Origin of the sequence: Amycolatopsis sp. CFH S0740, assembly GCF_004522315.1 — a bacterium.
GTDB classification, from domain to species: Bacteria; Actinomycetota; Actinomycetes; order Mycobacteriales; family Pseudonocardiaceae; genus Amycolatopsis; species Amycolatopsis nivea.
The window spans coordinates 121844-145302 of the sequence record NZ_SDLS01000010.1; the positions used below are offsets into that span (position 1 = coordinate 121844).

Here is a 23459-nt window from a genome sequence, read left to right on the forward strand (position 1 = left end):
TCGCTAGCTACTGGTTCGACGCTAGCACTGCTGTCGCTCGGTTGTCTAGCAGCGCTAGCACTAGGCCGGGCCGGTGATTCTCCGCCCGCTCGGCGTTCAGCTCCGACATTTACTTCACAACTTTGTGAAAGCTGTGTACCTTCTGAACTATTCAGAGGGGAAGGAGCGACGATGACCCGTCAGGCAGGACTCCCGCTCGAAAGGGGCGCGTGTCCGTTCGATCCGGTGCCGGCCCAGCGCACGCAGGCTCCGGTCGAGCCGATGACGTATCCCGACGGCTCGCAGGGCTGGCTCGTCACGGGATACCAGGAGGTGCGGGCAGTCCTCGCGGACAAGCGGATGTCCGCGCGCGCCGAACTCGCGAAGGTTCCGCTCGACTTCGGTCCGCTGCCGCCGCCGAAGCCGGCCGACCCGGGGGTGTTCACCGGGATGGACGACCCGGACCACCACCGCTACCGCAAGCTGCTGACCGGGGCGTTCACCGTGCACCGGATGCGCACGCTGGAGGACCGCGTCGCCGAGATCGTCGACGCCCACCTCGACGCGATGGCCGCCGCGGACGGTCCGGTCGACCTGGTGGAAGCGTTTGCGCGGCCGGTGCCGTCGCTGGTGATCTGCGAACTGCTCGGCGCGCCCTACGAACGCCGCGCCGAGTTCGACGGCTACGCCAGGACCATGTTCGCCAAGGACATCCCGGTCGCCGAGCGGATCGACGCGACACAGGGCGTCGTCGCGTTCATCGCCGGGCAGATCAAGGAGAAACGGGCGAACCCGGGCGACGACCTGCTGTCCGATCTCGTCCGCGGCGACGAGCTGACCGACGAGGAACTCGCCAACATCGGCATGATGCTGCTGGTCGCCGGATTCGAGACGACCCGCAACATGATCGCGCTCGGCACGCTGGCACTGCTCGAAAACCCGGAGCAGCTGGCGAAGTTCAAGGCCGACCCGGAGCTCACCGCGGGCACGGTCGAGGAACTGATGCGCTACCTCAGCGTGATCCACATCGGCCCGATCCGCACCGCGCTCGAGGACGTCGAACTCGGCGGCGTGCGGATCAAGGCGGGCGATCCGGTCGTCATGTCGCTTCCGGTCGCCAACCGGGATCCGGAGAAGTTCCCGGACCCGGACCGCCTCGACGTCACGCGCAAGGCGGCCGGGCAGCTCGGCTTCGGCCACGGCGTGCACCAATGCCTCGGGCAGCAGCTGGCGCGGGTGGAGATGCGGATCGCGTTGTTCCGGCTGTTCGCGCGGTTCCCGGACCTGCGGCTCGCGGTGCCGTTCGCCGAGGTGGACCTGCCGCACGACGCGTCGATCTACGGTCCGGTGCGGCTGCCGGTGACCTGGCGGCGGGAGTAGCCTGGCGGCGGCGGATCGAACACCGGAATCGAGGTTTTCCGCGCTGTGCACGCGATTGCTCTGATTGGCGCCTTCACGTTCGTCTGGTTCGGGATGGTGCTCGCCATCTCGTTCCTGGAAGCCCCGCTGAAGTTTCGCGCACCGGGGGTCACCATCCCGATCGGCCTCGGCATCGGCCGGATCGTGTTCCGGGCCTTGAACATCGCCGAGATGCTGCTCGCGGCGGGGATCGTGGTCACGGTCGCGGTGGGGCAGCCGGGCACCGCGGTGACGGTGCTGGCGGCGGTGGCGGTCGTGGTGCTGATCGGGCAGCTGGGGGCGGTCCGTCCGGCGTTGAACCGGCGGACGGACCGCGTCCTCGCCGCTCCGGAAGGCGTGGAGCTGCCGCGTTCCCGGGCGCATTTCGTTTATATCGCCACGGAAACCGTGAAGGTGCTCGTACTGCTGGCGCTCGGGATCCTGACCGTGGCGGGCTAGCGGCTCACGCGAACCCCTCCAGTTCCGCGATGCGGCGGAACACCTCGCGGGTGTCCACGCGCTCCATCTCCGGGTCGAGTTCGTAGTACACCGCGAGCACGTTCTGCGCGAGGCGGCCGTGTTCGTCGAGGTCGGCGAACCGGCCGAGCGAGATGTCCCGCATCGCCTCCTCCGCCGTCATCCCCCGGCGGTGACGGTCGGCGGCCTCGGCTCGCACCCACTCCAGGTAGTCGCGGACCGAGCGGATGCCGTTGGCGTCGGTGACCGGTCCGTGGCCGGGAACGACGAACTCGGCGTTCATCGCGAGCATCGCGTCGCAGGCGGCGATCCAGTTCGTCACCGGTCCCGCCCAGGTGATCGGGGTGCCGCCGATGAACAACAGGTCACCCGCGTACAGCACGCCCTCGTCGGGGACCAGCACGACGCTGTCGCCCTCGGTGTGCGCCGGTCCGAGACAGCGGATTTCCGCGGTGACGCCACCGATGTCGAGCTTCAACTGCCCGGCGAACGTCCGGGTCGCCGGGGTCGCGGTGATGGAGTCGAAGTCGAACGGATGGAGGATGTGCTGGGCGAAGCGACCCAGCGGGCCCTCCTGATTCACCAGGCCACGCATGAGGTCGGGGCCGTTGGTGCGCATCTCTTCCGCGGTGGCTTCGGACGCGATGATGGACGCGTCGGCGACCAGCTCGTTGCCGAACCAGTGGTCTCCGTTCGCGTGCGTGTTCACGACTGTCTTGATTGGACTGTCTACTGTGGTGTCTTGAAGCCCGTCGAGCATTTCCCGGGTCATCGGCACGTCGAAGAGCGTGTCGACGAGGAGAGATTCTTCTTTCCCGGCGATCAGCCCGGCGTTGCTCCAGCCCCAGGTGCCGTCCGGGACCAGCCAGGCCGAGCAGTGTTCGGTGAGCCGGTGATGTCCTTTGGTGTAGGGAATGTCTTTGCGCATTGCCTGCCTCCTAGTGGACGTGCACTTCAGGTGCGCCTTGATACGAAGCCAGCCCCGCACCGTCCGGCGCGGTCTGCCGTTGCCCCACCGGGTTTCGCAGCACCCCGACGCCGGCCGCGGCGAGTTCCACCACGTCGCCCGGCTGGATCCAACGGTCCAGCTCCAGCCCGCACCCGCCGCCGACGGTGCCGAGTCCGAAGAACTCGCCTGGATAAACGTCTTCGTCTAGCGATGCCCACGCGAGCACCTCCGCGAACGAGAACTGTCGGTCCTTTGTAGACTCTGACGCCCAGACTTCACCGTTCACCGTGGCCGTCATCTGCACCGCCCATTCGTCGACCTCGTCCATGGTCAGCACACACGGACCCATCGCGGTGCAGAAGTGTTTCCCTTTGGACGGACCGATGGTCATGCTCATCTCGAACATCTGGATGTCGCGGGCGCTGACGTCGTTGAAGATCGTGACTCCGGCGATGCGTCCGGCGGCCTCGGCTTGCGTGAGGTTCTTTCCGCCGCCGGACGTGAAGAAGCCCAGTTCAAGCTCGAAGTCGAGCTGCGCGGTGTAGGACGGCCACAGCAACGGTTCGTCCGGCCCGATCACTGTTTCGACGTTGCACTGGTAGCAGATCGGCATCGCGGCGAAGGCTGGCGGAACGGCGAGTCCAGAGCCCTTGGCGTGCTGGGTGTAGGTCAGATAGTCGCGAATCCGGCGCGGCCTCGGCACCGGCGCGAGCAGGCGAACGTCTGCTTGCGGAAGCACTGCCGGACGGCCTTCGTCGACCAGGACGTCGCCCTTTTCGGCCGCGGCGTCCGCCAACTGAAGCGCCTGCTCCGCCCTAGCCCGCGCCTCGGCCCCGCCCTCGAAGAAGGCGACCATCTCCGTCGGGACTTCGGTTTCCCCTGCTCGCGACGCTCGCAAGACCCGCGCCGGATCCACCACAGTGTCGCCGTGCAGCACCCCGAGCCGGGCCGTGCCCGCGGATTCATAGGTGACCAGACGCACCGCCGCCTCCTTGAACTGGAGTTCACTTTTAGACTTGCGTCCAATCAAGCTAGGCCGCGGCGGAGGCAGCGTCAAGAGCGCCGTTCAGCAGGCGCCGCGAAGAAATGATGGTTGACTGCGAGGCATGACGGCAGAGGCGACGACCGACCGGCGGACCAGGCAGCGGCACGAACGCCGGGACCGGCTGTTCCAGGCGGCCGTGGAGCTGTTCGTGGAACGCGGCTACGAGAACACCACGATGGAGGACATCGCCGAACGCGCCGACACCGCCCGCGCCACCGTGTTCAACCACTTCCAGCGCAAGACGGCGTTCCTCGACGAGTGGAGCCTGCGCCGCCGCGAACGCGCGATGACCGCGGTGCGCGCCGAGAACCTGGAGGACCGGCCGCTGCGCGAGGTGCTCGGCCGGTACCTGATCGAACTGGCGCGCAACAGCCTCGACTCCCGCGCGGAAACGGTCGCCTGCATGGGCGCGGCGATCCACTCCACCAACGTGTTCGGCAATCCGGAACTGGCGCGCGAGTTCGCCGCGTTCGTCGCGCGGGCGCAGGAGACCGGGGAGATCCGCGCGGACGTCGATCCGGCGCAGGCGGGTTTGCTGCTCGCCACCGGGTATTTCGGGACGCTCAGCTCATGGATCGAGAGCGAGGCCGCGCCGTTCGATCTGCAGGAGCATCTGCTGAACCTGGTGGAGATGATCCTGCGCGGGATCGCGGTGAGCTAGCCGCGCACGACCCCGGCGATCCCGGACAGCAGCTCGCCCATGTCCACCACTACCCGCGATTCGCCGCCGTTCAACGGCACCTCAGTGATCCGCCCGCCGAGATCGGAAACGTAGGCGACTTCGTCGTCCACCGCCAAGCCGATCGCCTCGGTGAAGCCGCTCGCCAGGATCTCCGGCTCCACGCCTTTCTCCCCCGGACCGGGAATCGGCGCGCGGTTCAGCGTGTTGCCCTTCGGGGCCGCACCACGGTCGGTCCAATACAGGTACCCGCCATGGATTTCCAGGTCGATCGGTTCCGGCAGGTGATCCCACAGGGTCTCCACATCGGACCGGTCGCGCGCGGTCTCTCCCGACGGGATCTCCAGCCCAGCACGGAAAATCCGGCCGACGCCGCCTTTCGCCGGACCCTTCTGCGTCCAGTAGAGATGCGTGGCGTCCACAGTCACGCCGACGCATTCCTGCATGCCGCTGTCGTCCGGCTCGTTCACGATCAGGTCCGTGAGGCCCGTGCCGTCTGGACGCACCCGGGTGATCCGGTAGCCCTCCCGGTCGCCCCAGTACAGGGAACCGTTGTACGCCAACTGTTTCCCGGTAGTCAGAGTTCCATTCGGGACAACGTCGCGGGCACCGGTGCCATCAAAGGAAACCGCGTGCAGACCGCCGTTTCGCGCGGAGTAGTCGAGACCCGCTTCGCCCGGCACCGACGGGTCACGCGAAGGCATGCCCATCGTGGTCCAGTAAACAGTGCCATCGGCGATGACAACGCCATCCGGCGAGACACCAGCGTCTTTGTACAGCGGGGTAACCTGCCCGTCGGGAAGTCCGACGCGGTAAATCGTCCCGGTGCGAATGCCCAGCACTACTAGCTCGCTGAACATGTCACCTCCACTCTGGACGGTGCGATCCCATGGGGATCAGCGGATTCGTGTAATAGCCCGGAGTCTCGGACATCCGGATCTGTTCGGTGACGCCGCGGTAGCGGCCGAGCGGGGTGTCCGCGGTGAACGTCTCGGGGCCGAAGTATTCGTGCCCGGGCGCGACACCGGCGACCTCCGCGGCGTAGCCCTTGTCGAAGATTCCCAGGCTCAGCAACCACAAGGCGACGCGCGTGAGCGAAACCTGCACTCGGTAGGAACCGCCCCATTCGGCGCGGAGCATGAGTGCACGCAGGATTCCCAATTGCAGGAACCAGGAAGTGATGTAGTCGTTCACCACCGGCACCGCGGGCAGCGACGGGACCCCGCCCTCGCCTTCCAGCAGCATGACGCCGGACAGGCAGCCAGCTGTCTGGTCGAAGCCGACTCGGCCGGACCACGGGCCGGTGCCGCCGTTGAGCGTCACTTCGGCGTGGATAATTCCGGGACGGATCTCAGCGGCGGTTTCTGCGTCGAGACCGTGCCGCGCAAGGTATCCGGGGCGACGGTTGGCGTAGAAGATGTCGGCACCGGTAAGCAGCCAGTGCATCCGCTCCTGGTCGACGGGGCGACGGAAGTCGAGCCGGGTGGAGCGAACGCCCACATTGGACGTCGCGTACAGCACCGGCAGTTCGTACTCGCCTGGATCCCACACGTTCAGCACGTCCGCGCCGTGCAACGCCAGCGCCCGGCCGCAGCCAGCGCCCGCGATGATGTGCGCCCGACCGAGAGCGCGGATTCCTTCGAGCGGCGTGGAAGGGTTGGGGTGCAACGGTTCCGGCGCGCTTTCGCCGATCCGCTCGACAATCACCGGCGGCATCGTCGACAACACCGACTGGTACTGCTCGGTCGCCATCAGCTCTTCGGTCGTGCGCACCACCGGCATGATGACGCCCGCGGCTTCGGCGGCGTCCTCCAGCTCGAACGAGTTCCACTGCGCGATCGCTCGCTGCACCACGGCATCCCGCTCGGGAACGCCCAGCAGCGCGGCAGCGTCGTTGCGCAGCTTCGGATACGGGCTGATCGGGTGTACCCAGCGGCCGTCCGCGGTAGAGTAAAACCGATCGGTGCCGAAGGCGGGATCGACGCGCGCCGGGTCGCCCTGCGGGTAGCCGTCGAGCAGTTCCCATTTCTTGTCGTAGAACGGGCACAGCCGGTGCGGCGCGGTCCGCAGGTCCATCGAAATGTCCTGTCCGCGTCCGCCGCGCAGCTGCCAGATCTTCGCCACCGCAACGGATTTCGCCGCCAGCGCGATCGACGTCGCCCCGGCCAGCCGCAGCGCGCCCGGCAGTACCGGGTCCGCTCCGGTGAACTCGATCCGGCCGCCTGCGTCGGATTCCTGCAGGCCGACCGAGCCGAGGAGATCGGCGAGCGGCTGGTGCAGATCGTATTCGTCGGTGGTGGCTGGTTTGGCGAGCGCGGCCTCGAGTTGCTCGGTGAGGCTCATGCCTTCTCCAGCGCGTCCACCACCGCGCGAGTACGGCTGTCGCGCGCTTCGACCCGCTCGGCGTAGGTGTCCGCGGTCCCGTAGGTCTGCTCGACCTCGTCGATCACCGCGTCGAGGTGTTCCCGGTCCGGACGGCCGATCTCGAACTTCATCTGCGAGCCGACATGGCTCACCAGGTGCCGGATCCCGTCCGGACCGCCGCCGAGGTGCATGCTTTCGAACGGCCCGATGGTCGCCCACCGCGGCCCGAGCGATGCCTTGACCAGCTCGTCCAGGTCCGCCGCGGACACGACGCCCTGCTGCACGAGGTACATCGCCTGGTCGTTGAAGACCTTCTGCAGCCGGTTCCCGACGAAGCCGGGCACTTCCTTCTTCAGCGTGATCGGCTTCTTGCCCAGCCCGCGGTAGACCTCGACGGCCTTCGCCACGGTCTCCTCGGCGGTCGAAACCCCGGGCACCACCTCGACCAGCGGCATCAGTTCGGGCGGGTTGAACGGATGCCCGATGACGATCCTCGAGGCCGCCGCGTTGCCCTCGGCGATCACCGAGGGCAACAGCGACGACGAGGATGACGCCAGTACTACGTCGTCGCGCGTGGCGGCGGCGAGCGTCGCGAACATTTCCCGCTTCAGCTCGATCCGCTCCGGGCCCGACTCCTGGACGAAGTCGGCTCCGGCAGCGGCTTCCGCGAGGTCCGCGACTGCCGTGGCGGGCAGCCCGGCGAGGTCGCGAGAGACGATTTCCCGCAGGTCCGGGCGCGGATCGGTGACTCGCACCGTCCAGCCCGCCTCGGCGAACAGCCGAGCCCACGACACTCCGATGACCCCAGCGCCGACGATCGCGACGACCGGCATGGCGCGCTCCTTTCTCAGGCGGTGACCGCGTCCGCGTTGTTGAGCAGCGCGCTCGGCGGCGTCAGCAACGCGTCCGACGCTAGCGCGCGGCGACGGGCCGCGCTCACTCCGCCGTAACTCTCCGTGATGGCGATGAGGCGCGCCGCGTGGTGCGCGACCTCTGATTCGTAAGTCATTCCGATGCCGCCGTGCAGCTGGACGATCTCCTCGGCGGTCGCGGTCGCCGCGTCGCACACGAACACGAACGCGTCGTCTGCCGTGGCGTCGAGGTCCACTGTGGACGCACCGTTGTCGTACGCCTCGACCGTCGCGGTGGCCCACAGCGCCAGCGAACGAGCCAGCTCGACCTTCGCGTACAGGTCAGCCGCACGGTGCACGAGCGCCTGGAACGCCGCCAGCGGAACACCGAACTGCTTGCGGGTCTTGAGGTATTCGACGGTCATCGCGAGCCCGGTCTCCATCAGACCGATCGCCTCGCCGGTCACCGCGACCCGCGCCCGCGAGAACGCGCGACGCAAGCCGGCGGGCGTGTCGGAGTCCGAGGTGCCGAGCAGAACCGCCGGCGTACCAGCGAATTCGACCTGCGACGTGTGTCCCCAGTCCGCGGCCCTGCCGTCGACGCGAGTGATGCCTTCGGCAGTCGCCTCGACCAGGTACACCCCGGTGCGGCCGTTCTCGTCGACCGCGGTGACCAGGAACTTGTCGGCCTGGTCGGCGTTGCGCACCGGGGACTTCACGCCGGTCAGCGCGGAACCGGCCGCCGACACCGACGGCGCGACGCCCCACGGACGTCCCGGCTCGGCGTGCGCGACCGCGATCGTGGTGCCACCGCTGGCGAGCAGCGGAAGCAGCTCCTTGACCTGGTCGTCGGTGCCCAGCTCGGCGATGATCCACGACGGCAGGAACACGCCGTCGAGCAGCGGTTCGGCCGCCGCGTGCTTGCCCATCGCTTCCAGCGTCGCGTAGACCTCGACCGGGCCCGCGCCCGCGCCGTCGTGGTCCGCGGAGATCGGGAGACCGGCGAGACCCAGCTCGCCGAGGGTGCTCCAGACCTGGTCGTTCCAGCCGAGTTCGCTGCTCGTCGCGGCCGCGCGGCCGCCTGCCGGGTAGCCGCGGCCGACCGCCGTGTCGACGGTCTCGAACAGCAGCTTCTGGTCTTCGTTGAATTCGAGGTTCATGAGTCGCCGTCCCTTACAGACCGAGGATCGTCTTCGCGATGACGCCGCGCTGGATTTCGTTGGAGCCGCCGAAAATCGACAGCTTCCGCTGGTTCAGGTACTGCGCCGCGGCCACGACCGCGGCCTCGTCGGCCCGCACCGGCGATTCGGTGTCCAGCAGCATGCCGTCGGAACCGGCCGCGCGCATGCGCAGCTTCGTCAGCGCCTGCAGGGCCTGCGTGCCCTCCATCTTGAGCAGCGACGACACCGGGCTCGGCTGTCCGTTTTCGGAAGCGGCGGTGACCCGCATCTGGGTCGCCTCGAGCGCGAGCAGCGTGGTCTTCGCGGTGTGCATCGCGGCGCGGAACTCGGCGTCCTGCGCGAGCGGACCGTCCTCAGTGGGCAGATCCGCGGCCGCGGCGGCGAGGTCGGCGAAGATCCGCTGACCGGTGCCGACCTGGGCGATGCCGTTGCGCTCGTTGCCGAGCAGGAACTTCGCGTACGTCCAGCCCTTGTTCTCCTCGCCGACGAGGTTCTCCGCCGGGATCACCACGTTGTCGAAGAAGAACTCGTTGACCTCGGCCGAACCGTCGACCAGCTTGATCGGACGTCGTTCGATGCCCGGCGTGTTCAGGTCGAGCAGCAGGAAGGACAGCCCCTGCTGCTTGCGCGGCGCGTCCGGGTTGGTCCGCGCGAGCACGAACATCCAGTCGCCGTACTGGCCGAGCGTGGTCCAGGTCTTCTGTCCATTGAGGACGTAGTGGTCGCCGTCGCGCTTCGCGGTGGTGCGCAGCCCGGCGAGGTCGGAACCGGCCTCCGGCTCGGAGAAGCCCTGCGACCACCAGATGTCGAGATTCGCGGTGGCGGGAAGGAACTTCTGCTTCTGCTCCTCGCTGCCGAACTCGGCGATGATCGGGCCGACCATGCTCGCGTTGAAGGCGAGCGGCTGCGGCACCGCGTTGCGCTGCAGTTCGGAGGCGTAGATGTGGGACTGGGTCGGAGTCCAATCGCGACCGCCCCATTCGACCGGCCAGTGCGGCACGGCCAGACCGTGCTCGTTCAGGATCCGCTGGCTGGTGACGATGTCGTCACGCGTGATCAGGCCGAGTGCGCTGCGCTTGCGGACTTCCTCCGGAATCGCGCCGAGGAACACCTCCCGCAATTCGTCCCGGAACGCGAGGTCCTCTTGAGACAGTTCGAGATCCATCGATCAAACCCCTTCAGTGGTGCGTACGGCTCCGACGACTTCGGCGGTGCTCGCGCCAGCGCGTTCGGCGTGCCTGCGGAACCCGGCCGGGGTCCGCGAGAAATGCAGCGGGCTCTCCACGACGCGGACAGTGCCCTCGGTCGGGTGTTCCCGCTCGGTGATCAGCCCGACTTCCTGAACGTACGGGTCGGTCGGCAGGTCGGCGATGTCGACGACGACCGCGTACGGAACGTCGTGGGCGGTCAGGTACTCCTCCCACTCCGCGGTGGTGCGGCTGGCGGAGTTGGCCAGTACCTTCTCCACCCCCGCGGTGAAAATCTCCCGGTCGATCACCGGGGAGTCCCAGGCCGGATCGGCAGCGGCGTCCTCGAGGCCGGCGCCGATCAGCAGCGTCCGCACGGCGTCGTTGGTGTAGGGCACCGCGGCGATCGCGCCGCCGTCGGCCGTGCGCATGGCCGCGTGCGTGTCGCTGAGCGAAAGCGGGTTGCCGACGTCGCCGGCGGCCGGGACGAAGACGTCGCCCGCCAGGTGCTCGACGAGGTTGACCGCGATCATCGCGTCGGCCATCGCGAGTTCGACCTGCTGGCCCTTGCCGGTGCGCTGCTGGTCGAAGAGCGCGGCGAGCACGCCGTTGAGCAGGTACAGCGCGGCGGTCTTGTCGGCGATGAAGGTCGGGACGAACTGCAGCGTGCCGCCTGCCCGGTCCTGGAGGCTGACCAGGCCGGACGTGGCCTGGATGACCTCGTCGTAGGCGGGCCGGTTGGCGCGCGACGAGCCGGGCGCGAAGCCCTGCGCGTGGGCGTAGACCAGGCGGGGGAAGCGTTCGCGCAGCTGCTCGTAGCCGAGGCCGAGCCGGTCGAGCGCGGCGGCGCGCATGTTGGTGACGAGGACGTCGGCGTCGGCGAGCAGGGCGAAGAGGTCTTCGCGGCCGGCCGGGTCCTTGAGGTCGAGTTCGATACTGCGCTTGTTCTGGTTGACCTGCATGTACAGCGGGGCCATCCCGGGCGTGCGGCCGGTGTTGGCCGGCGAGTGCCGGGCGACGTCGCGCAGCGGTTCGACCCGGATCACGTCGGCGCCGAAGTCGCCGAGGATCTGCGTGGCGTACGGGCCCATCACCGCGGACGACAGGTCGAGCACCTTCACCCCGGAAAGCGGTCCGGTGGCATCCATCTTCGCGGTCCTCCCGTTGACGATCTTTGCTTCACCACTGACGCTAAGCGCTTGCTCACCAGAAGGGAATGACCGAGTGCATCAGATCGGTATGACCACCGTGATAACACCGTGGGTACGCTGCTCAGCGTGGAGATTCACCACCTGCGGTACTTCCTCGCGGTCGCGCGCGAGCTGAACTTCACCCGTGCGGCGCGGGCGCTGAACATGTCCGTTCCGCCGCTCAGCCAGCGCATTCGCGACCTCGAACGCGAGCTGGGAGAACCGCTGTTCGACCGCTCCACCCACCACACCCGGCTGTCCGAGGCGGGCGAGGCGCTGCTGCCGCTCGCCGAATCGGTCGTTTCGGGCTTCGACGCCATTCCGGTCCGCATGCGCACCCGCGACCAGCGTGCCGACGTCCGGCTCGCCATCCCCGACGTGCTCAATCCCGCGCACCGTCGCCAGCTCAGCGAATCGATCCGCGCGCTGGACGGTTCCTACCGGTTCACCCTGCGGCAGATGCCGTCGCTCGGGATGGAATCGGCGCTGCTCAGCAACTCGCTCGACCTCGCCGTGTCGCATCTCGGCACCTCGGACGACCGGCTGTCCACCATCGTCCTTTACCGCGAACCGCTGGGCGCGGTGGTGGACGCGTCGCGATTCCCCGACCGGACCTCGCTCACCCTCGCCGACCTGCGCGGATTCCAGTATCTGCAGGGACCGCGGCACTGGGATCTCGGCTCCCGGCGCGCCGAGCAACTGGCCGCCAAGGGCGTGCTGGTCGACCCGGAAGCGCAATTCTCCGACGTCAGCGGGCTGTTGATCTTCCTGCGCAGCACCAAGAGCTTCACCCTCGCACCGGTCGAATCCGCGACCGCGCTGGCGCTGGACCCGAACGAATGCGCGGTCCTGCCGATCGACGATCTCGTCGCCACGCTGACCACGTTCCTGATCCGGCGCACCGCCGACACCCGGCTGGACCCGGTGGTCGAGGTGCTGCGGCACGCCCGCGCGTCGTGAGTGGCGATCACGGTTAGAACCGGGATAGGCACTCACGACCCCCTACACTCGCCACGTGGACCCCCTCCACCGCCTTCCCGCGGCACTGACCCCGGTGTGGCAAGCGGTGCACGCCAGGCTCTCGTCCGGGCTTCCGGTCAGCCGCGTCCGGGTCGGCCCGCTCGATTCCGAGCAGCAAACGGCCGTCGCCGACCTGCTCGGCCTGGCCCAGCTTCCCGGTCAGCATCCGACCGTCTCCTTGACCCGGCTGGACGAGGTCCTTCACGAAATCGCCGGCGTGGGAGCGCGCGAGGTCGTCGCGAAGCTGGTCGGCCCGATCGGCAACCGCGCGCAGGATCGCCGAACGGCCGCCGAAGCCCGCGCCAGCCTGTGGAATTGGCTCGACAGCCATCCGGTGATCGCCGCGCAACCGGCGTTGCGTACCTGGACAGCGGGGGTCCGCCGGGCCGGCTTGATCGAGAGCTCGATCGACCGCACCCGGCTCGAACTCGAACGGGCGCTGCGGGTGCTGTCGGAATTGCCTGCCGCAGGCGTGCCGCTGCCGGTGTTCGCCGATTCGGTGCTCGACGCGACACATGCGCTGGACGACGGCACCCGCACCGCGAATCTCGTCCTCAAAGCGCTGACTGAGATTTACGACGTACCGCCGCCAGCGGACGCGCCGGAACGTCGAGCGTTGTGGGAGCGAGCAGGCGTCGCCGACGACGAACTGTCGTCCGCAGTGCTCGCGGCCGGGCTGCCGCTCCCTGGCGACCACGTCGTCGGCCGGGTCCTCCGGGTGTGCCAAGAAGCCGGAACGGCGGCGGTCTTGACGTTGCAGCAACTCCGCGCCAGCAGGCTGACAACCGCACCGGACAAGGTCTGGGTGTTCGAGAACCCCAGCGTGCTGGCTCTCGCGCTGGCTCGCTTCGGCAGTTCCTGCCCTCCGCTGATCTGCACGTCCGGCTGGCCGAGCAGCGCCGGGGTGGCCTTGCTGAAGCAGCTAGCGCAGATCGGAACGACTCTGTACTACCACGGCGATTTCGACGGGGACGGACTGCGAATCGCTGCGAATGTCGTAGCCCGAACCGGCGCGAAGCCATGGCGGATGACGAGCGCCGACTACCTGTCCGCGGTCGCCGACGGCCCGCCGTGCGGGAGAGCGACCCCGGTTCCCTGGGACCCGGAACTGGCGAATCACCTGGCTGAGCAAGGAAAAACGGTGCCGGAAGAACGCGTTGCCGACCGCCTTCTCGACGAGATCATCGCGCGACCATAGCTGTCCGCGAGGGAGCTGAGCGGCTGAAGTGTCGGTGCCTTCCCGTACCGTTGCCGGTGACGATGGCAGGAGGACGCATGGACCCGATCCGTGTCCCGCCTGAGATGTTCCGCTTCACCAGCGGAGACCTGGCCGGACTGTACGTGTCGGTGCTGCACGCTTTCGGAGAGGCGAACGAGCGGCTGGAGACTTCCCTCGGACTGGACGACGTCCGGGCCCGCCTGCGTTCGGTCGGCTGGCTCGACGCGCTCGAGGACGAGGAACTCCGGCGCGCGCTGGACCAGCTTCACGGATGGCATCTCGTCGACATCGTCCAGAACCATTCGGAGAACTACCGCTCAGCCGCCGAGTACGAGCGGCGCAACCTGCAGTATTCCCTGACCCGGCAAGGCGAAGCCGCGTTCGCCGGCGTCGTGCACGCGATGAGCATGCTCGCGTCGGCCGGAGCGCTGCAAACCGCGGTCCTCGACGCGATCGCCGACCGGCTCGCCGACCTGGCGCGCGAACTGGACGCCGGTTCGGATCGCCGGGTGTTCACCGCGCTGACCGAACTGGAGAGCCACCTCGAAGCCTTGCGCGCGAACACCAAGCAGTTCAACGGCGAACTGCAGCGGCTGCTGCGTTCGGAAGGAGCCACCCTCGCCACCTTCCACGAGGTCAAGGCGTCCACAGTGGCCTACCTCGAGGAATTCCTGACCGACCTGGAGCAGCGGCGGCACACGATCAGCGTCCGGATCCAGCAGGTCGAAGACCGCGGGGTCGGGCTGATGCACCAGCGCGCGCTGATCGGGGCGGATCTCCCGCGGTTCTCCGGCACCGATCCCGGTCCGGAATGGCTGGCGCATCGCCGGGCCCGCTGGGACGGGCTCCGAGCCTGGTTTCTGCCTTCGGACGGGTCGACGCCGCGGGCCGAACATCTGCATGTCGTCGCCCGGCGCGCGATCATCACGCTGCTGCAAGTCCTCGACCGGATCACCGAGTCACGGCGGCGGGCCAGCAGCGCGGCGGCCGACTTCCGCGAGCTGGCCAGGTGGTTCGCCGTCGTCCCCGCACAGGGCGACCTGCACCGGTTGTGGTCGACAGTCTTCGGGCTCAGCTCGGCCCGGCACGCGCACCTCGCCCATCCCGATCCTGAGTTGATCAGCTCCGCCACGTCGTGGGAGGAAGCTCCGCCGGTCGAGGTCTCCCCGTTGCTCCGCACCTCGGGGAAGACCGAACGCTTCAGCCGCACCGGAAAGGTCCGCGACGTCGCCGCGATCAAGGCGGCCAGGGCCGAGCGGGCCCGTGCCGAACGAGCCGAGCTGGAGGCCGCCTGGGACCTGCTCGACACCGGCGGGCCGATCCGGCTCGCCGCCTTCGGCAAGCTCGACCACGCGGTGTTCGAAAGGCTGCTCGACCTGCTCGGCCGCGCCCTCGGAACCGTCCCGAGCCGAAGCGGTGTCCGGCAAAGCACGACGTCCGACGGCCGGATCGAGATCCTGCTCCGCCCGCCCGCCGACGGAGCCGTGGCAAAGCTCTCCACGCCGCGCGGGCTCTTCCGCGGACCCGACTACGAGATCGAGATCCGCACCGCGGGCGCCGCCCAGGCCCGCAGGGCGAGCGGAGGCGGGGCATGAGTCAGCTGGCGAATCAACTGGCCGCGGCCGAGCGCGAGGAGGTCGCGCTGGGAATCCGCCAGCTCCTCGCCACTCCGCTGATCACCGAGCGCACCAAGCCGGACGTGTTCGACTTGATCCGCCGCCGCGGGGAACCGATCCGGCAATGGTTCGATTACTACTGCGGCTGGACTTTGACGGTCGAGCCGAGGCTCGGTTATGCGCGGCTGGCCAAGGTGCGGGCAGCCGACGACCCGCGGCGGCCGCTGCGCCGGCTCCGTTCCGGCAAAGCTCCGTTCGATCGGCGACGTTACGTGCTGTTGTGCGTTACCGCGGCGGAACTGCTCGCGACGCCGGTGACCACGATTGGGCTGCTCGCGAAGCGAGTGGCGCAAGCAACCGCCGCGGACGAAGCGATCACGACGCTGGACACCGCCAGCCGCGAAGAACGGCGGGCATTAGTCGATGTCCTCCGGCTGTTGGAGCACTACGGCGTGCTCGACGCCGTCGACGGCTCGACCGAAGCGTTCGTCGAGTCGACCGAAGCCAAGGTGCTGTACCAGATCGACAGCACGCTGGTGCTGCGATTGCTGTCCGCGCCGATCGGGCCTTCCCGTCTCGAGGTGCCGCTTGACGAAGTCGCGCTTCGCTTCGAGGAACTCCTCGCCGCGGTTTCCCGCGAACGGCGGTACGGCGACGCCAGTGCGCACAGCGACCGTCCCGGGCAGTCGGAGGTGCAGCGGAATTTGTGGCTCCGGCACTCAGTTTTCCGTCGGCTGGTCGACGATCCCGTGCTCTACTACGAAGACCTCAGCGATGCTGAACGCGCCTACCTCACTTCGCCCACCGGACGGCAGTTGCTTCGCCGTGCAGCCGAACAGGGCGGCTTCGTTTTGGAGGAGCGCGCGGAGGGCGTGCTGCTGGTGGACGTCGAGAGCGTCGCGACGGATTCCCGCTTCCCCGACGACGCGGGCAACGCGAAGGTGGCCGCGCTCCTCTTGCTGGAAACGCTCACTGGTCCGGTCACGGTCGAGCAGCTGCGGATCCAGGCAGCCGAACTGCTCAGCCGCTTTCCCCGATGGGCCGAGGGATATCGCGGTCCGGACGGCGCCGCCCGGCTGGCCGCCGACGCGATCGAGGTGCTGATGGCATTCGGGCTGGCCCAGCTGTCTTCCGGAATCGTCCGGCCGCTTCCCGCGGCAGCGCGCTACACCGTCCGCGAAGCCCGGACCGCTGACAGCGAAGGAACGCCACGATGACGGTCACCGAACTCCCGCGGCACGCCGATGACTCGTTCTCGCGCCAGACGGACCGCTGGCAACCCGCTCGCGCCGGGATCCTGAACATCTGGCGGTATTACGACGAAGTCTTCGAATTCCATCACGGCAGGCTCCTGCTCCGGGGCCCGAACGGCAGCGGCAAGTCGAAAGCGCTTGAACTGCTGCTGCCGTTCCTCTTCGACGCGAGTCTCCGCGCGAACAGGTTGTCCACGTTCGGCACCGGCGAGCGCACGATGCACTGGAACCTCATGGGCGAGGGCGCGTCCGGAGTGACCCGGGTCGGCTACGTCTGGCTGGAGTTCCGCTTCCCGGGAACCCCCGAGCGGTGGTTCACCTGCGGCGCACGGCTTCAGGCCAGCTCCCGCACCTCGACCGTGCACCCGGACTATTTCACGACCTCGCAGCGAATCGGGGTTCCCGGCGGCATCAGCCTGGTCAACGACTCCGGTCAGCCGCTGACCCGGCAGGCACTCGAACAACGGCTCGGCTCCGAGGGCACGCTCTACGGGAACGCGACCGACTACCGGGCCGAAGTCCGCGCCACGCTGTTCCCGGGGCTGAGCGAACAACGGTTCGACGCGCTGATCCTCGCGCTGCTCCAGTTGCGCATGCCGAAACTGTCGCAACGGCTGGACCCGAGCCTGCTGTCCGATCTGCTGTCCAAGGCACTCCCGCCGCTGGGCCAGCAGGAAATCGCCGACCTCGCCGAGGGCTTCGAAAGGCTGGACAAGCACCACGAACGGCTGAAAGGGCTGGAGGAGCTGGTCGAATCGACCCGCACTCTCGCCGCCCGGCAACGGACGTATGCCCAGCGGGTGCTGCGCGCCGGCGCGGGCACGCTGATCTCCGCCACCACCGAGATGGAGAAGCGGGCCTCGACGGCGCGCGAGTCAGCAGCCCGGTACGAAACCGCGACGCGGGAAAAGGAAGCCGCCGAGCAGCGGATCGACGAACTGGCCAAGCAGATCCGCACCTCGTCGGCGCACAAGACCGGGTTGATCGAGAGCGAGGCTTACCAGCGCGGTTCGGAACTGGACCTTCTTCGCAGGCGAACCGGCGACGCCAAGTCCCGGGCGGAGCGGTTGCTGACCGAGTCCAGCCGGAAGAAAGAGGAAGCGGAGAAAGACGAGCGCGCCAGGAGCAGCACCGAGCAGGACGTTCGCCGCCGGACGGAGCACGCGCGGAGCCTGGAGAGCGAGACCCGGCAGACCGCCGTACGGGCCGGGATGCCCAGCGTGCACGGCGAGATCGCGGCGCAGCTGGACGGTGCCGATCCGGCCGCGGCCCGGCCGTTGCTGCGCGCCGCTGTGCAAAGCCGGGAAGAACAGCTGCGGGCAGTCGATGAGGCGCTGGACGGCCATGAGCGAGCAGTCGACCGGCGAGGCCAGGCGGAAGAGGAACTGGAGCAAGCGCGATCAGCGTTCTCCGAGGCGAAAAAAGAACTGGATCTTGCCGCTGAGCAGCGAGCCGCCGCGCTGGAACAGCTGCGAACCGATGTGCTCGCGTGGGCACGGGCCTGTCGCGAACTGGTGTTTCCCGAGCCCGACCTGCTGCTGGACCTCGTGGAATCAGAGCGGGCGTTGAACGCCGAGGTGGAGAACGCAGTCAACACGGCATTGCAAGACATCACCCGGCAGGAGGCTTCCCGCGAAGCGCTGGCGGCTGAACTGCGGCAGCGACGGGACGACCGCGGCACCGAGATCGCCCGGCTCCAGGCCGAGAAAGACCTTCCCCCGCTCGCGCCGCCGACCCGTACCGCTGACCGAACGCAGATGGCCGGTGCGCCGTTGTGGCGGCTGGTCGACTTCTCCGCCGCCAGCCAGGAAAACGATCGCGCCGGAATCGAAGCCGCGCTCGAAGGCGCGGGACTGCTGGACGCTTGGGTCGGTTCACGCGGAGAGGTCAAGGGCCACGACGTCTTCGCCGACCCGGACGCCTTGCCCGCGGCGGCCGGACGTTCGCTCGCGGACGTTCTTTCCCCCGAGCCCGGCGGCGAGGTCGCTCCTCCCGCGGTGCGCAGGCTGCTCGCTTCGGTGGGTTTCGGCGACGTGCTGCCGGTCGAAGGTGCTGCCGCGATCGGTGCGGACGGGTCATGGCGGCTCGGCAACCTCACCGGCAGCTGGCACAAGGACCGCCCGGCCTACATCGGCGCGGCTGCCCGCCGGCGTGCTCGCGAACGGCGCATCGAGGAGCTGCGGAACGAAATCCTCGTGCTGGACGGGGAAATAGCCGAGGTCGAGGCCGAACTGTCCGCGCTCTCCCTGCGCCGGGGAACCGTGCGCGACGAGCGGGCGAGCCTGCCTCCGCACAGCGCCCTCGACACCGCCGCCAGGCACCTCGACCGAGCGGAAATCGGACTCGCCGGAGCCGATCGGCTCGTGCGCGAACGCATCGAACTGGTCGGCAGGCGAGAACGCGAGGTCGCGGATTCCCTGCGGACGCTGACCGCCTGTGCCGCCGAATACGGGATGCCTGCCGAACGGTCCGCACTGGCGAATCTGGCCGCGGCCACCCGCGCGTTCCGCACCGCCTGCGAGAACTGGCTGGAAAGCCACGACGGCCTGCGCTCAGCACGGCAGATGCTCGATTCCTTGGCCACGCAGGCGGGCCGATCCGCCGGCGATGCCCGGCAGCGGGCGGAAGAAGCGGGAGAAGCCGAGGAGCAGTACCGAGAACTAGCCGCGACCCTCGAAGCGGTAGACAGCACTGCCGGCGCCGAGTACCGCGAGGTCGCGGCCAAAATCGAGAAAATCAGCGAGCACCTCGCCGAACTCGATGCCGCACAGAAGTCCACGCAAAGCCGGCACACCGAGCTGGCGATCGAGGTCGGGGAATGGCGCAACCGCCGGGAGACGGACGCGGCCGAACACGAGAAAGCGGTGGCCGACCGCGATGCGGCAGCGCTCCGCTTCCGCAGGCTGGCGTCCGGGGTGTTCCCCGCCGACAGCGGTCTCCACGATCTTGAGCGCTTCGAAACCGTTCTCGGCGCCAGCGACGGCGTCCGCGCCGCGTTGGACGGCGCGCGGCTGGTAGCCGCTGCCTGGCCGAGCGTCCCGCACTCCCCGAGCAACATCGGCGACGCGCTCCACCGGCTGTCCGAGTCCATGCACACGTGCCGCGCCGTTCTCCAAACCCGCGCTGACCTCGACCTCGAAACAGACGAGGACGTGCAGATCTTCACCGCCGTGGTGGACGGGATCCGGGTCGGCGCGGCCGAACTGCTGAAGATCTTGCACGGGGAAGCCGAGGAAAGCCGCCGCGAGATCACCGAACGGGAACGAGAGCTCTTCGACCAGACCCTCACCGGCGACACGCGACGGCACCTCGCCGCGCGGATCCGCCAGGCGAACGAACTGGTCGAGAACATGAACCACCGGCTGGAGCAGGTGCGCACCGCGTCGAAGGTCGCGGTCCGGCTGGTCTGGCAGGTCGCCACCGACCTCCCGCCCGGCACGAAAGCGGCCCGCGATCTGCTGCTGAAGGATCCGGTCCGGCTGACCGCCGCCGATCGGGAATCCCTGCACCAGTTCTTCCGCGACCGGATCGAGGAGGCCAAGGCCGACGACACCGCCACCGGCTGGGAACAGCAACTGGCCAAGGTCTTCGACTACACCGCGTGGCACCGCTTCGTGGTGAAAGTCGACCGGGCCAACGGCGAGGGCTGGCAACTGCTGACCCGGAAACTGCACGGCGCGCTGTCCGGCGGCGAGAAGGCCATCGCGCTTCATCTGCCGCTCTTCGCCGCCGTCGCCGCGCACTACCAGGCCGTGCCGGAGGCACCCCGGATCATCCTGCTCGACGAGGTCTTCGTCGGCGTCGACACGACGAACCGCGGCCAGGTCTTCGCCCTCTTGTCCGCCTTGGACCTGGACCTCATGCTCACGTCCGACCACGAATGGTGCGTATACGCGGAACTCAGCGGGATCGGGATCCACCAGCTCATCACTGGCACTGACGGGGACGACGCGGTCACCACTGCCCGCTTCACGTGGGACGGCCACCGACTGCTCTCGATCGACGCGGAGTAACCAGCTCTCGGCGGGCCCAGCGAACTTGGCCGCGTCGCTCCGCTGCCCAGCGCACAGGACGCGCCGGGCAAGGCGAACGTACGTGAGGGGAACCCTGAGGGAATCTGATTCCCTCAGGGTTCCCCTCACGTACCGCTCCACCTGCGGGTTCACCCGGCCGAGGCGGCTTTACATTTCAACTCCTCTTGTCAAGCGTGGTGTACATGTCTTACCGTCATGTAAAGCCAGCCAACGGAGGAGGGCGTAATGAGCGAGATGACCGGCACGGTGCCGCTGGGGTCGACCGAAGGATGGACCGACAAGAAGCGGTACCTGTGGCTGATCGGGCTGGTCGTGCCGTCGCTCGCGTTCCTCGCGATCGGCCTGCACGCCGCGACCGGCTGGGGCGTCTGGTTCTGGATCGGGCCGATCGTGATCCTGGCGATCGTGCCCGCGATCGACCTGGTCGCCGGCCTCGACCGGAGCAATCCGCCGGACGACGTCATCGAGCGGCTCGAACAGGACCGCTACTACCGGTGGATCACCTACCTGTTCCTGCCGATCCAGTACGTCGGGTTCGTCTTCGCGTTCTGGCTCATCGCGCGCGGCGATCTGTCCGTCGCGGACAAGATCGGCCTCGCGATCTCGATCGGCTGCATCGGCGGGATCGGCATCAACACCGCGCACGAACTGGGCCACAAGAAGGAAAGCCACGAGCGCTGGCTGTCGAAGATCGCGCTGGCGCAAAGCTTCTACGGGCACTTCTACATCGAGCACAACCGCGGCCATCACGTGCGCGTCGCGACTCCGGAGGACCCGGCGTCGAGCCGCGTCGGCGAGAGCTTCTACCGGTTCTGGCCGCGTACCGTGTTCGGCTCGCTGAAATCCGCGTGGGGGCTGGAGCGCAAGCGGTACGCCCGCCGCGACAAGCATCCGTTCCGGATCGGCAACGACGTGCTCAACGCGTGGCTGATGTCCGCGGTGCTGTGGGTCGCGATGGTGGCGTGGCTCGGCGTCGGGATCCTGCCGTACCTGGTGATCCAGGCGGTGATCGGGTTCTCGCTGCTGGAAGTCGTGAACTACATGGAGCACTACGGGATGCTGCGGCAGAAGGTCGGGCCGCCGGAGCGCCGTCGCTACGAGCGCGTGGATCCCAGCCACAGCTGGAATTCCAACAACATCGCGACGAACGTCCTGCTGTACCACCTGCAGCGGCACAGCGACCACCACGCCAACCCGACCCGCCGCTACCAGACCCTGCGCGACTTCGCCGAATCCCCGGTGCTGCCGACCGGGTACGCCGGGATGATCGTGCTCGCGCTCTTCCCGCCGCTGTGGCGGCGCGTGATGGACCAGCGGGTGCTCAACCACTTCGACGGCGACATCAGCCGGGCGAACATCCAGCCGTCGAAACGCGAGAAAATCCTTGCCCGGTACGGAACTTCCACCGTTGATCCGGTGATCGCGCCGGACGACGTGCGCGGTGACGCCAGCGAAGGCGGAATGTGCCCAGGCTGCGGATACGTCTACGACGAGCAGCGTGGCGACCCGCGAGAAGGCTTCCCGGCCGGTACGCCGTGGGCGTCCATTCCGGACAGTTGGTGCTGTCCCGACTGCGGTGTAAGGGAAAAGGTCGACTTCGTTGCTCCTGGAAGGATGAGTGTGTGATGCGGATCGAAGCGGATTTGAACAAATGCGACGGCCTGGGCATGTGCGAAGCGATGGCCCCGGACTTCTTCGAGGTGGGTGACGAGGGCACGGTCGTCGTGCTCGACGAGAACCCCGGCGAGGAACACCGGACCGACCTCGCCGCGGCGGTCGACGCCTGCCCGGTGCTCGCGCTGAAGCTGGTGTCATGACACTCGCCGTGGTGGGCGCGTCGCTGGCGGGACTGCGCGCGGTCGAATCCGCGCGGCGGACCGGATACGACGGCCGGATCGTGCTGATCGGCGCCGAGGACCACCTGCCGTACGACCGGCCGCCGCTGTCGAAATCCTTCCTCGCGGCGGACGGACCGGTTGCGGTGGAACCGTTTCTCAGCGCGGACGACCTCCGCGAACTCGGCGTCGAACTCCGGCTGGGCACACCCGCGACCGGGCTCGACCCGATCGCCAGGGAGATCCGCACCGGCGACACGACCGTCCGCTACGACGCCGCCGTCATCGCCACCGGAGCCGCCGCCCGGGTTCTTCCCGGCACCGAGGAGATCTCCGGCATTCACTCGCTGCGCACCGCGGACGACGCGGTCGCCATCCGGTCCGCATTGGACAGTGGCGCTAGGACAGTCGTGATCGGAGCCGGTTTCATCGGTTCAGAAGTCGCTTCAGCCGCTCGTAAACGCGGCCTGCCAGTGTCTATTGTGGAAACGCTGGAAACGCCTTTGGTGCGCGCGATCGGTCCCGAGGTCGGCGAGGTCTGCGCGGATCTGCATCGCGCGGCAGGCACCGATCTCCGGCTGGGCACCAGGGTCACCGGCTTCACGTCGCAAGACGGCGCGGTGACCGGCGTCCAGCTGTCGACCGGCGAAGTCCTCCCGGCCGACCTCGTGGTCGCTGGAATCGGTGCGGCCCCAGCCACCGGCTGGCTGCGCGACAGCGGACTACTGCTGCACGAACGCGACGGCGGCGTCATCTGCGACGGCACCCTCGCCGCCGCACACGGCGTTTACGCGGCCGGAGACGTCGCGCACGTGGCGAACGCGTTGTTCGACGGCGAGCTGATGCGGCTGGAACACTGGACGAACGCGGCCGAGCAGGGTGCGGCCGCGGCTCGGCACGCGCTGGACCCCGCGAGCGCGCGGGTGTTCAGCGCCGTGCCGTATTTCTGGTCCGATTGGTACTCGCACCGCATCCAGTTCGTCGGGACGCCGCGCGCGGACGAGGTCGTCGTCGCGGTCCCGGCCGAGCACGGCTTCACCGCGCTGTACCGGCGCGGCGACCGGCTCGTCGGCGCGTTTACCGTCGACCGGCCACGCGACATCATGAAGTACCGCAAGCGGATCGCTGCCCGAGCACCGTGGTCTGAGGCAGTCGCCTTCGCTCTCGAAACGGCCGCCTAGA

19 protein-coding genes are annotated in these 23459 nt (G+C 68.4%); 11 read left to right on the top strand and 8 right to left on the bottom strand.

Annotated elements, in window-relative coordinates; all coding sequences use genetic code 11:
- The first annotated feature begins 171 nt into the window (after window positions 1-171).
- Together EIZ45_RS19185 and EIZ45_RS19190 are read left to right on the top strand one after the other, a co-directional pair.
- The gene (locus EIZ45_RS19185) at window positions 172-1359 is read left to right on the top strand and encodes a cytochrome P450 (protein ID WP_134665235.1); all 1188 of its coding nucleotides are present in this window, start codon (window positions 172-174) and stop codon (window positions 1357-1359) included.
- Between the two features lie 93 nt (window positions 1360-1452).
- Entirely contained in the window at window positions 1453-1836 is a 384-nt protein-coding gene (locus EIZ45_RS19190) for a hypothetical protein (RefSeq protein WP_205670062.1), read from the top strand.
- A gap of 4 nt (window positions 1837-1840) precedes the next feature.
- On the opposite strand, the gene EIZ45_RS19195 is transcribed toward EIZ45_RS19190, so the two are convergent.
- Both EIZ45_RS19195 and EIZ45_RS19200 read right to left on the bottom strand, forming a co-directional pair.
- The gene (locus EIZ45_RS19195; protein ID WP_037811056.1) at window positions 1841-2782 is read right to left on the bottom strand and encodes an MBL fold metallo-hydrolase; all 942 of its coding nucleotides are present in this window, start codon (window positions 2780-2782) and stop codon (window positions 1841-1843) included.
- A 10-nt stretch (window positions 2783-2792) separates the two neighbouring features.
- Entirely contained in the window at window positions 2793-3785 is a 993-nt protein-coding gene (locus tag EIZ45_RS19200) for a fumarylacetoacetate hydrolase family protein (RefSeq protein WP_134665239.1), read from the bottom strand.
- A 124-nt stretch (window positions 3786-3909) separates the two neighbouring features.
- On the opposite strand from EIZ45_RS19200, the gene EIZ45_RS19205 reads away from it, so the two are divergent.
- Entirely contained in the window at window positions 3910-4509 is a 600-nt protein-coding gene (locus EIZ45_RS19205) for a TetR/AcrR family transcriptional regulator (protein WP_051728821.1), read from the top strand.
- On the opposite strand, the gene EIZ45_RS19210 is transcribed toward EIZ45_RS19205, so the two are convergent.
- From EIZ45_RS19210 to EIZ45_RS19235, 6 genes are read right to left on the bottom strand one after another with little or no spacing between them, the layout of a single operon-like run.
- Window positions 4506-5387 (bottom strand): hypothetical protein, encoded by an 882-nt coding sequence (locus EIZ45_RS19210; protein ID WP_134665241.1) that lies wholly within the window; start codon window positions 5385-5387, stop codon window positions 4506-4508. The genes EIZ45_RS19205 and EIZ45_RS19210 overlap by 4 nt on opposite strands.
- Window position 5388: 1 nt before the next feature.
- Window positions 5389-6870, bottom strand: coding sequence for a CoA transferase (locus EIZ45_RS19215; protein ID WP_134665243.1), 1482 nt, complete (start codon window positions 6868-6870; stop codon window positions 5389-5391).
- Window positions 6867-7724 carry a 3-hydroxyacyl-CoA dehydrogenase NAD-binding domain-containing protein gene (locus EIZ45_RS19220; RefSeq protein ID WP_037811049.1) on the bottom strand — a complete coding sequence of 286 codons (858 nt, stop codon included), beginning with the start codon at window positions 7722-7724 and terminating at the stop codon, window positions 6867-6869. The genes EIZ45_RS19215 and EIZ45_RS19220 overlap by 4 nt, the downstream gene beginning before the upstream one ends.
- A 14-nt stretch (window positions 7725-7738) precedes the next feature.
- Window positions 7739-8902 carry an acyl-CoA dehydrogenase family protein gene (locus EIZ45_RS19225; protein WP_134665245.1) on the bottom strand — a complete coding sequence of 388 codons (1164 nt, stop codon included), beginning with the start codon at window positions 8900-8902 and terminating at the stop codon, window positions 7739-7741.
- Window positions 8903-8915: 13 nt separating this feature from the next.
- Window positions 8916-10088 carry an acyl-CoA dehydrogenase family protein gene (locus EIZ45_RS19230; RefSeq protein WP_037811046.1) on the bottom strand — a complete coding sequence of 391 codons (1173 nt, stop codon included), beginning with the start codon at window positions 10086-10088 and terminating at the stop codon, window positions 8916-8918.
- 3 nt (window positions 10089-10091) lie between these two features.
- Window positions 10092-11258 (bottom strand): CaiB/BaiF CoA-transferase family protein, encoded by a 1167-nt coding sequence (locus EIZ45_RS19235; RefSeq protein WP_043830680.1) that lies wholly within the window; start codon window positions 11256-11258, stop codon window positions 10092-10094.
- A 129-nt stretch (window positions 11259-11387) separates the two neighbouring features.
- On the opposite strand from EIZ45_RS19235, the gene EIZ45_RS19240 reads away from it, so the two are divergent.
- The 8 genes from EIZ45_RS19240 to EIZ45_RS19275 all read left to right on the top strand — a co-directional run bounded on the left by EIZ45_RS19240 (window position 11388) and on the right by EIZ45_RS19275 (window position 23458).
- Window positions 11388-12260 (top strand): LysR family transcriptional regulator, encoded by an 873-nt coding sequence (locus EIZ45_RS19240; RefSeq protein WP_043830871.1) that lies wholly within the window; start codon window positions 11388-11390, stop codon window positions 12258-12260.
- A 55-nt stretch (window positions 12261-12315) separates the two neighbouring features.
- Complete coding sequence (locus tag EIZ45_RS19245; protein ID WP_240690735.1) at window positions 12316-13518, top strand: TIGR02679 family protein; 1203 nt, start codon at window positions 12316-12318, stop codon at window positions 13516-13518.
- A gap of 77 nt (window positions 13519-13595) precedes the next feature.
- A complete protein-coding gene (locus tag EIZ45_RS19250; protein ID WP_134665247.1) occupies window positions 13596-15134 on the top strand; it encodes a TIGR02677 family protein in 1539 nt (512 codons plus the stop codon).
- Window positions 15131-16372: a TIGR02678 family protein gene (locus EIZ45_RS19255; RefSeq protein WP_134665249.1), complete on the top strand. Its 1242-nt coding sequence runs from the start codon at window positions 15131-15133 to the stop codon at window positions 16370-16372. The genes EIZ45_RS19250 and EIZ45_RS19255 overlap by 4 nt, the downstream gene beginning before the upstream one ends.
- Window positions 16369-20421: a TIGR02680 family protein gene (locus EIZ45_RS19260; RefSeq protein WP_134665251.1), complete on the top strand. Its 4053-nt coding sequence runs from the start codon at window positions 16369-16371 to the stop codon at window positions 20419-20421. Before EIZ45_RS19255 ends, EIZ45_RS19260 begins: the two co-directional genes overlap by 4 nt.
- 246 nt (window positions 20422-20667) lie before the next feature.
- Complete coding sequence (locus EIZ45_RS19265; protein ID WP_134665253.1) at window positions 20668-22068, top strand: fatty acid desaturase; 1401 nt, start codon at window positions 20668-20670, stop codon at window positions 22066-22068.
- Complete coding sequence (locus EIZ45_RS19270; RefSeq protein ID WP_037811043.1) at window positions 22068-22259, top strand: ferredoxin; 192 nt, start codon at window positions 22068-22070, stop codon at window positions 22257-22259. The genes EIZ45_RS19265 and EIZ45_RS19270 overlap by 1 nt, the downstream gene beginning before the upstream one ends.
- Window positions 22256-23458, top strand: a complete 1203-nt coding sequence (locus EIZ45_RS19275; protein ID WP_134665255.1) for an NAD(P)/FAD-dependent oxidoreductase — start codon at window positions 22256-22258, stop codon at window positions 23456-23458. Before EIZ45_RS19270 ends, EIZ45_RS19275 begins: the two co-directional genes overlap by 4 nt.
- The last annotated feature ends 1 nt before the right edge of the window (window position 23459 follow it).

Excerpts from the sequence above, each read along its gene's own strand:
- EIZ45_RS19185 (WP_134665235.1), top strand. The coding sequence starts at position 172 with ATGACCCGTCAGGCAGGACTCCCGCTCGAAAGGGGCGCGTGTCCGTTC.
- EIZ45_RS19190 (WP_205670062.1), top strand. The coding sequence starts at position 1,453 with ATGGTGCTCGCCATCTCGTTCCTGGAAGCCCCGCTGAAGTTTCGCGCA.
- EIZ45_RS19195 (WP_037811056.1), bottom strand. The coding sequence starts at position 2,782 with ATGCGCAAAGACATTCCCTACACCAAAGGACATCACCGGCTCACCGAA.
- EIZ45_RS19205 (WP_051728821.1), top strand. The coding sequence starts at position 3,910 with ATGACGGCAGAGGCGACGACCGACCGGCGGACCAGGCAGCGGCACGAA.
- EIZ45_RS19210 (WP_134665241.1), bottom strand. The coding sequence starts at position 5,387 with ATGTTCAGCGAGCTAGTAGTGCTGGGCATTCGCACCGGGACGATTTAC.
- EIZ45_RS19215 (WP_134665243.1), bottom strand. The coding sequence starts at position 6,870 with ATGAGCCTCACCGAGCAACTCGAGGCCGCGCTCGCCAAACCAGCCACC.
- EIZ45_RS19220 (WP_037811049.1), bottom strand. The coding sequence starts at position 7,724 with ATGCCGGTCGTCGCGATCGTCGGCGCTGGGGTCATCGGAGTGTCGTGG.
- EIZ45_RS19225 (WP_134665245.1), bottom strand. The coding sequence starts at position 8,902 with ATGAACCTCGAATTCAACGAAGACCAGAAGCTGCTGTTCGAGACCGTC.
- EIZ45_RS19230 (WP_037811046.1), bottom strand. The coding sequence starts at position 10,088 with ATGGATCTCGAACTGTCTCAAGAGGACCTCGCGTTCCGGGACGAATTG.
- EIZ45_RS19235 (WP_043830680.1), bottom strand. The coding sequence starts at position 11,258 with ATGGATGCCACCGGACCGCTTTCCGGGGTGAAGGTGCTCGACCTGTCG.
- EIZ45_RS19250 (WP_134665247.1), top strand. The coding sequence starts at position 13,596 with ATGGACCCGATCCGTGTCCCGCCTGAGATGTTCCGCTTCACCAGCGGA.
- EIZ45_RS19255 (WP_134665249.1), top strand. The coding sequence starts at position 15,131 with ATGAGTCAGCTGGCGAATCAACTGGCCGCGGCCGAGCGCGAGGAGGTC.
- EIZ45_RS19260 (WP_134665251.1), top strand. The coding sequence starts at position 16,369 with ATGACGGTCACCGAACTCCCGCGGCACGCCGATGACTCGTTCTCGCGC.
- EIZ45_RS19265 (WP_134665253.1), top strand. The coding sequence starts at position 20,668 with ATGAGCGAGATGACCGGCACGGTGCCGCTGGGGTCGACCGAAGGATGG.
- EIZ45_RS19270 (WP_037811043.1), top strand. The coding sequence starts at position 22,068 with ATGCGGATCGAAGCGGATTTGAACAAATGCGACGGCCTGGGCATGTGC.
- EIZ45_RS19275 (WP_134665255.1), top strand. The coding sequence starts at position 22,256 with ATGACACTCGCCGTGGTGGGCGCGTCGCTGGCGGGACTGCGCGCGGTC.